General features: G+C 70.4%; 7 protein-coding genes. 4 read left to right on the top strand and 3 right to left on the bottom strand.

Features of this window, described 5'->3' with window-relative positions; all coding sequences use genetic code 11:
* Positions 1–45: 45 nt before the first annotated feature.
* The 3 genes from K8612_RS38565 to K8612_RS39450 all read right to left on the bottom strand — a co-directional run bounded on the left by K8612_RS38565 (position 46) and on the right by K8612_RS39450 (position 2,420).
* The gene (locus K8612_RS38565; protein WP_223765902.1) at positions 46–666 is read right to left on the bottom strand and encodes a hypothetical protein; all 621 of its coding nucleotides are present in this window, start codon (positions 664–666) and stop codon (positions 46–48) included.
* A 7-nt stretch (positions 667–673) separates the two neighbouring features.
* Complete coding sequence (locus K8612_RS38570) at positions 674–1,990, bottom strand: putative sensor domain DACNV-containing protein (RefSeq protein ID WP_223765903.1); 1,317 nt, start codon at positions 1,988–1,990, stop codon at positions 674–676.
* Between the two features lie 127 nt (positions 1,991–2,117).
* On the bottom strand, positions 2,118–2,420 hold the full coding sequence (locus K8612_RS39450; protein WP_304504023.1) for a hypothetical protein: 303 nt from the start codon (positions 2,418–2,420) through the stop codon (positions 2,118–2,120).
* 193 nt (positions 2,421–2,613) lie between these two features.
* On the opposite strand from K8612_RS39450, the gene K8612_RS38580 reads away from it, so the two are divergent.
* The 4 genes from K8612_RS38580 to K8612_RS38595 all read left to right on the top strand — a co-directional run bounded on the left by K8612_RS38580 (position 2,614) and on the right by K8612_RS38595 (position 5,498).
* Positions 2,614–3,087 (top strand): YqaA family protein, encoded by a 474-nt coding sequence (locus K8612_RS38580; protein WP_223743780.1) that lies wholly within the window; start codon positions 2,614–2,616, stop codon positions 3,085–3,087.
* A 179-nt stretch (positions 3,088–3,266) separates the two neighbouring features.
* Positions 3,267–4,988: a lamin tail domain-containing protein gene (locus K8612_RS38585; RefSeq protein WP_223743781.1), complete on the top strand. Its 1,722-nt coding sequence runs from the start codon at positions 3,267–3,269 to the stop codon at positions 4,986–4,988.
* Between the two features lie 100 nt (positions 4,989–5,088).
* Entirely contained in the window at positions 5,089–5,271 is a 183-nt protein-coding gene (locus tag K8612_RS38590) for a hypothetical protein (RefSeq protein WP_223765904.1), read from the top strand.
* Between the two features lie 26 nt (positions 5,272–5,297).
* Positions 5,298–5,498 carry a glutathione binding-like protein gene (locus K8612_RS38595; RefSeq protein WP_370639992.1) on the top strand — a complete coding sequence of 67 codons (201 nt, stop codon included), beginning with the start codon at positions 5,298–5,300 and terminating at the stop codon, positions 5,496–5,498.
* Positions 5,499–5,645 lie beyond the last annotated feature (147 nt).

Here is a 5,645-nt window from a genome sequence, read left to right on the forward strand (position 1 = left end):
CCGCCAAAGGAAGAGGCAACATCATCGTCGTCGCAGCCACTCCCGCTAACACAGGTGTTTTGATGCCAGTTCCGGCATGGCCCACAGCAGCAGGTACATCGTCACCGCGGACGTCATCGTGGCCATGACGGCCTGGGGGCTGGCCATGCCCTCCAGGGCTTCAGCCGTTTCGCTCCAGACGGAGTCCATCGCGATGGCCATGGCCAGCGCATAGCGGCCGTCGCTGCCCAGCAAGGGGCCTTCCTCCAGCAGGCGCAGGCAGTCTCCGGACTGCTTTCGCTTCTTTGCGCACCACTGCCGGTAGCCGCGCGTCAGGTCGTCCGACGCATCCAGGAGCCGCAGCTCCCGCGCCTCTTCTTCACCCAGAGGGACAATCCGCCGGCTTCGCTCGCGGAAGCCAAAGAAGCCGCTGCGCTCCGGCAGGCCGAACAGTTCGCGCGCTTGCCGCAGCGGGTGGGCGAAGGGCCGCACGTCCCTGGCGAGCGTCCTCACCGCCGCCTTGAACTCGTCCTCCTCCAGCCGGGCCTCGGAGGGGGACGCGTCTTCCTCCTCCCGGGGCGTGACGACAACGTGCTCGCCGCCGTCCAGCTCCAGGCGCACGACCCGCGTCGTCGCGCAGCCCGACACGAGCAGTCCCAGCAGCAGCACCCAGCCCAGCCGCTTCATTCCGGCCTCAGTCCTCCGTCAGCAGGAGGCTCCAGAGCAGCACCTTCTTCTTGCCGGGGGGCCGGTGCAGGCAGCGGAGCGGGCCGTCCTGGGACGCCACGAACACGATGGCTCCGGAGTGCTGGTTGGCGAAGACGGCTGCGGCGCGGTGGCGCGAGCCGTGCTGATGGATGGGGTAGTGCGGCCCGGGACGCCCCTGGAGCGTGCGCGCCTCGAAGACCTGCGGCGGCCCGCTTCGCGGGAGCGCGATCTGATACCCCGCGCAGAGCACCTCCAGCTCCGGCCCCAACACCAGCGCGTTGTCCACCGCCGTGAACTGCCCGATGCTCTCCACCAACGCCTGGAAGTCGCTCTCCGTCACCTTGTCGTCGTGCTCGGCGGCGGCCTTCTTCAACTCCGGATCCTCTTCCTCCTCCGCCGCCTTGCCGGCCTCCGCCTGCCAGGCGCCGTTGATGAGGTCCGCCCGCGCCTGCACGAAGCGCTGCAACCGCTGGCGCAACAGCGGGCCCTGCTCCGGCGGCAGGACGTACTTGCCTCGCGAGCGGAAGCGCTCCACGTCATGCTGCTTGGGCAGGAACGCGATGAGCCCTCCGTGGTGCAGCCCCGCCATCCTCCGGATGAGCCCCTGCACCGCGTTGGACACGTACCACTCGCGGTTGCCGCCCATCAGCGGCTGCACCTTGGGCAGGGACTCCACCAGCGTGGAGCACATCTCCATCAGCGCCGCGCGCACCGCGCTGTCCTCGTGGAAGAGCAGGTCGTGCAACGCCACGCGCCGGCCCGGCGGCACCGGCGCGCCCTGCTCGTAGCGGAAGACCTCGCGCCCCTGCGTGCTCACCACCAGGTGGCCCGGCTCCGGCGCGTGCAGGATGAAGACGTCCTCCTCGCCCTCGGCGTGGAACTCCGTGTACTCCACCCGGCGCGCCAGCCCCTGGATGCGCAGCTTCCCCTCGCGCGGCCCCACCACCACCGCCGTGCGCGGCAGGTTCGCCGCGGGCGCCAGCTTCACCAGCGCCTCCACGCTGAAGTCGGTGATGCTCGACTTGGGCTCCAGCGGCAGCGTCTCCCACGCCTGACGCTTGCCCTTCTGTCCGCCGATGTAGACCGTCTCGCGCACCGCCTGCAGGCCCTGCAACCCCTGCGCGTGGTAGGCGATGCGCACGCGCGTGGCCTCTCCCTCCTCCCGGCCCAGGCTCGCGAAGAACACCGTGTCCGCCAGCACGACCAGCAGCTTCAACGTCGGCTCGGCGAGCGGCGTCTTGGCGAACTGCCGGAGCCACCCGCGCAGGGCCTCTCCGGGATATTGCAGGCCGGGTTCATCCATCGGGCGGGCAGCATAATCACGGCGCCGTGTTTCCCGGTGGAAGTCGCTCGCGCGCCGCGATGCGGCGTCGGGTTCCCACCGTGCGCCCGGCCTGTAGCACCGGCGTCACGGCCACGCGCAAGGCGCCTCACTCCTCGATGGGCGGCTGGAGCGTGCCGAACCGCTCCAGGCCCTGGTCCAGCGCGGAGCGCACCGCGTGGAGCAGGGCCCCGTCCGACAGCCGCCGCACCAGGACGAGGCCGGACGCCACATGGGACGGCGCGCCTCCCAGCCGTGCCTCCAGCGCCTCCAGGGTGAGCACGGTGAGCACGAAGGTGCGCCCGTCGCGCAGCCGCACCACCAGGTCCCGGGAGCCCTCGAAGTGCAGCGCTGGGGGCTCCGCCACCAGCAGGGAGGCGATCCGCTCGTCCTCCGTGTCGATGGACCGCATGCCTGAGCGTTCGCGCGTCGAGCGTCGCATGGCGGGGAGGATGGGGTCCCCCACCCGCGCCTACAACCCCTGCCCCTGGGAAGGCCGCGGGGCCGGACAGCCTCTGGCCCCGGGGGGCAGGATGGCGGGCAAGGGAGCGCCGACGCCATGCGAGACGAACGCCCCGTGCCGGGTGTATGGCCCCAGGCCTCCCATGCCCGCCGAGCCGTCCACCCTGTCCACCTGGGGCCTCCCCGGGATGTTCTTCGTCGCCATGCTGGCGGGCTCCGTGGTGCCGGTGCCCTCCGAGGCGATGCTCGCCGCCCTCATCTACAACGGCACGCCGCCGGTGATGGCCACCGTGGTGGCCACCGTGGGCAACGTGCTGGGCGCGGTGACGCTCTACATCCTGGGCCAGTGGGTGTCGCGCGGCGGGGGCGGGGCCGTGGGCCGCTGGGTGTCGCGCCGCCGGGAGAAGGAAGGCCCCCGCATGGCGCGCGTGGAGGCGAACCTGCGCACCTGGGGCGCTCCCGCCCTGCTCATGTCCTGGCTGCCCATCCTGGGGGACGCGTTCGTGCTCGCGGGCGGCTTCGTGGGCGTGCGCCCCTTGCCCTTCGTCGTCTTCGTCGCCCTGGGCAAGGGCCTGCGCTACGCCTTCGTCGCGCTGTCCACCACGGCCGCCATGTAACAATGCGTAACATTGTGCGTCCCCGGCGGGGGGGATGCGCCGCTCACGCAACGTTTCAAGGAATGTGACGGATAAACGGCGGTGGCGTCGTGTACGCGGAATACTGCGTCCGCGGCGCTGCCGTGACGTCCCTGAACCTCTACGGCTTCCGGGTTTTTCCGGGAGCAGGATGAAACATCGTGAGCCTGAAACAAGACCTCTTCCGGCGGCCTGCCGCCTCCTGGCGTACGTGGTCCTTCACGCTGGTGTGCGCGGCGCTGAGCGCGTGCGGTGGTTCCGTGGAGGCGGACGCGGAGCAGACGGCCCCGGAGCTCGTCGCGCGCGAGGACTCGCTGGCGAACGTGCGGCTGCGCCTGATGGCGGCCAACCTGAGCAGCGGCAATGGGCAGGACTACGACCCGGGCCACGGCATCCGCATCTTCCAGGGCACGGACGCGGACATCGTGATGATCCAGGAGTTCAACTACAAGACGGACTCCGCGGCGGACATCCGCGCCTTCGTGGACACGGCCTTCGGCACGGGCTTCTCCTACTACCGCGAGTCCGGCGCGCAGATTCCCAACGGCATCATCAGCCGCTACCCCATCATCGCCTCCGGCGAGTGGGACGACACGCAGGTGTCCAACCGCGACTTCGCGTGGGCGCGCATCGACATCCCGGGCCCCAAGGACCTGTGGGCCATCAGCGTGCACCTGCTGACGACCAGCTCCAGCGTCCGCAACACGGAAGCGACCAACCTGGTGAAGTTCATCAACGCCAACGTGCCCGCGAGCGACTACCTGGTCATCGGCGGTGACTTCAACACCGGCAGCCGCAGCGAGGCGACCTTCAGCACCTTCTCCAGCGTGGTGTCCACGGCGTCGCCGTACCCGGCGGACCGCAACGGCAACACCAACACCAACGCGGGCCGCAGCTCGCCGTACGACCACGTGCTGGTGGACAGCGACCTGCGCGCGTACCAGACGGCGGTCGTCATCGGCTCCAGCAGCTTCGCCGGTGGCCTGGTGGCGGACACGCGCGTGTACTCGCCCATCTCCGAAATCTCTCCGGCGCTGTCGGGCGACAGCGGCGCGTCCGGCATGCAGCACATGGGCGTCATCAAGGACTTCCTCATCCCGGGGGATGTGACGACGGCCTCCACCGTGACGGTGCTGTCGCCCAACGGCGGTGAGAGCTGGACGGCCGGCTCGGCGCGCACCATCACCTGGAGCTCGTCCGGCGTCTCCAACGTGAAGGTGGAGTACTCGCTGAACGGCTCCACCTGGACCACCATCACGTCCAGCACGGGCGCGTCCGGCGGCAGCGTGGCGTGGACGGTGCCCTCCAGCGCCACCACCAACGCGTGGGTGCGGGTGAGCGACGCGAGCGACGCCACCGTCACCGACCTGTCCAACGCGGCCTTCACCATCACCACGGGCGGCACCGGCGGCACGGGCAACGTGTTCATCAACGAGGTGCTCATCAACGAGCCGGGCTCGGACGTGAACGGCGAGTTCGTGGAGCTGGTCAACAGCGGCACGGCGGCGGTGGACCTGAGCGGCTGGACGGTGTCGGACGGCACGGCCGTGCGCCACACCTTCGCCAGCGGCACCTCGGTGGCGGCGGGCAAGGCGGTGGTGGTGTTCGGCGGCGCGTCCGGCATCCCGGCCGGCACTCCCGGCGCGGTGGCCGCGTCCACGGGGTCGCTGGTCCTGGGCAACAGCGGTGACACCGTCACGGTGAAGAACAGCGCCGGCACGGTGGTGGACACGGCCACGTTCGGCTCGGCGCTCGCGAGCACGGACGGCGTGTCCGCCAACCGCAGCCCGGATGCGTCCTCCACGGCCAGCTTCGTGCTGCACACGAGCGTGTCCGGCCTGAGCAGCTCTCCCGGCAAGCTCGCCAGCGGCGCCGCGTTCTAGGTGCTGAACACCGCTCCTCCGGACTGCATCGTCCGGAGGAGCGACCTGGGAGCGTGTGCCCGCGCACGTCCCGCTTCCGGACGCGAGGAGCCCTCCCATCATGCTGAAGGTCCATCACCTCTCCGAGTCCCGCTCGCAGCGCATCCTCTGGCTCCTGGAGGAGCTGGGGCTCGAGTACGAGGTCATCCGCTACGAGCGCGACCCGAAGACGGGCTTCGCCCCGCCGGAACTCAAGGCCGTCCACTCGCTGGGCAAGTCAAGCCGCGCATCGACTCCGAGCTGAAGAACCACCTGGGCTACCTGGAGGGCGTGCTCCAGGGCCGCGAGTACCTGGTGGGCAACGCGCTGACGGGCGCGGACATCCAGCTCTCCTTCGTGCTGGAGGCCGCGAAGTCCTTCCGGCTGCTGTCGGAGCTGCCGAACCTCACGGCCTACCTCGACCGGCTCCACGCGCGCCCCGCGTACCAGCGGGCCCTGGAGCGGGGTGGGCCCTACAAGATGGGCCGCTGAAAGGGCGGTGGAGTGCCGGCGCCAGGTTCAGGGGGCCAGGGCCGAGGGCGCCCGCTGGGCGCGCTGGCCGGAAACCTGTCCGACAGGAGGTCTGCGCGGAATAAGCAGTCCTACGAGCCGCATAGAGGTGGGGTGACATCGCAAGAA

It is taken from the genome of Corallococcus sp. AS-1-6 (assembly GCF_020037015.1).
Taxonomy (GTDB): Bacteria; Myxococcota; Myxococcia; order Myxococcales; family Myxococcaceae; genus Corallococcus.

Bases quoted from the DNA above. Each gene is read 5' to 3' on its own strand.
- K8612_RS38565 (WP_223765902.1), bottom strand. From the start codon at position 666: ATGAAGCGGCTGGGCTGGGTGCTGCTGCTGGGACTGCTCGTGTCGGGC.
- K8612_RS38570 (WP_223765903.1), bottom strand. From the start codon at position 1,990: ATGGATGAACCCGGCCTGCAATATCCCGGAGAGGCCCTGCGCGGGTGG.
- K8612_RS39450 (WP_304504023.1), bottom strand. From the start codon at position 2,420: ATGCGGTCCATCGACACGGAGGACGAGCGGATCGCCTCCCTGCTGGTG.
- K8612_RS38580 (WP_223743780.1), top strand. From the start codon at position 2,614: ATGCCCGCCGAGCCGTCCACCCTGTCCACCTGGGGCCTCCCCGGGATG.
- K8612_RS38590 (WP_223765904.1), top strand. From the start codon at position 5,089: ATGCTGAAGGTCCATCACCTCTCCGAGTCCCGCTCGCAGCGCATCCTC.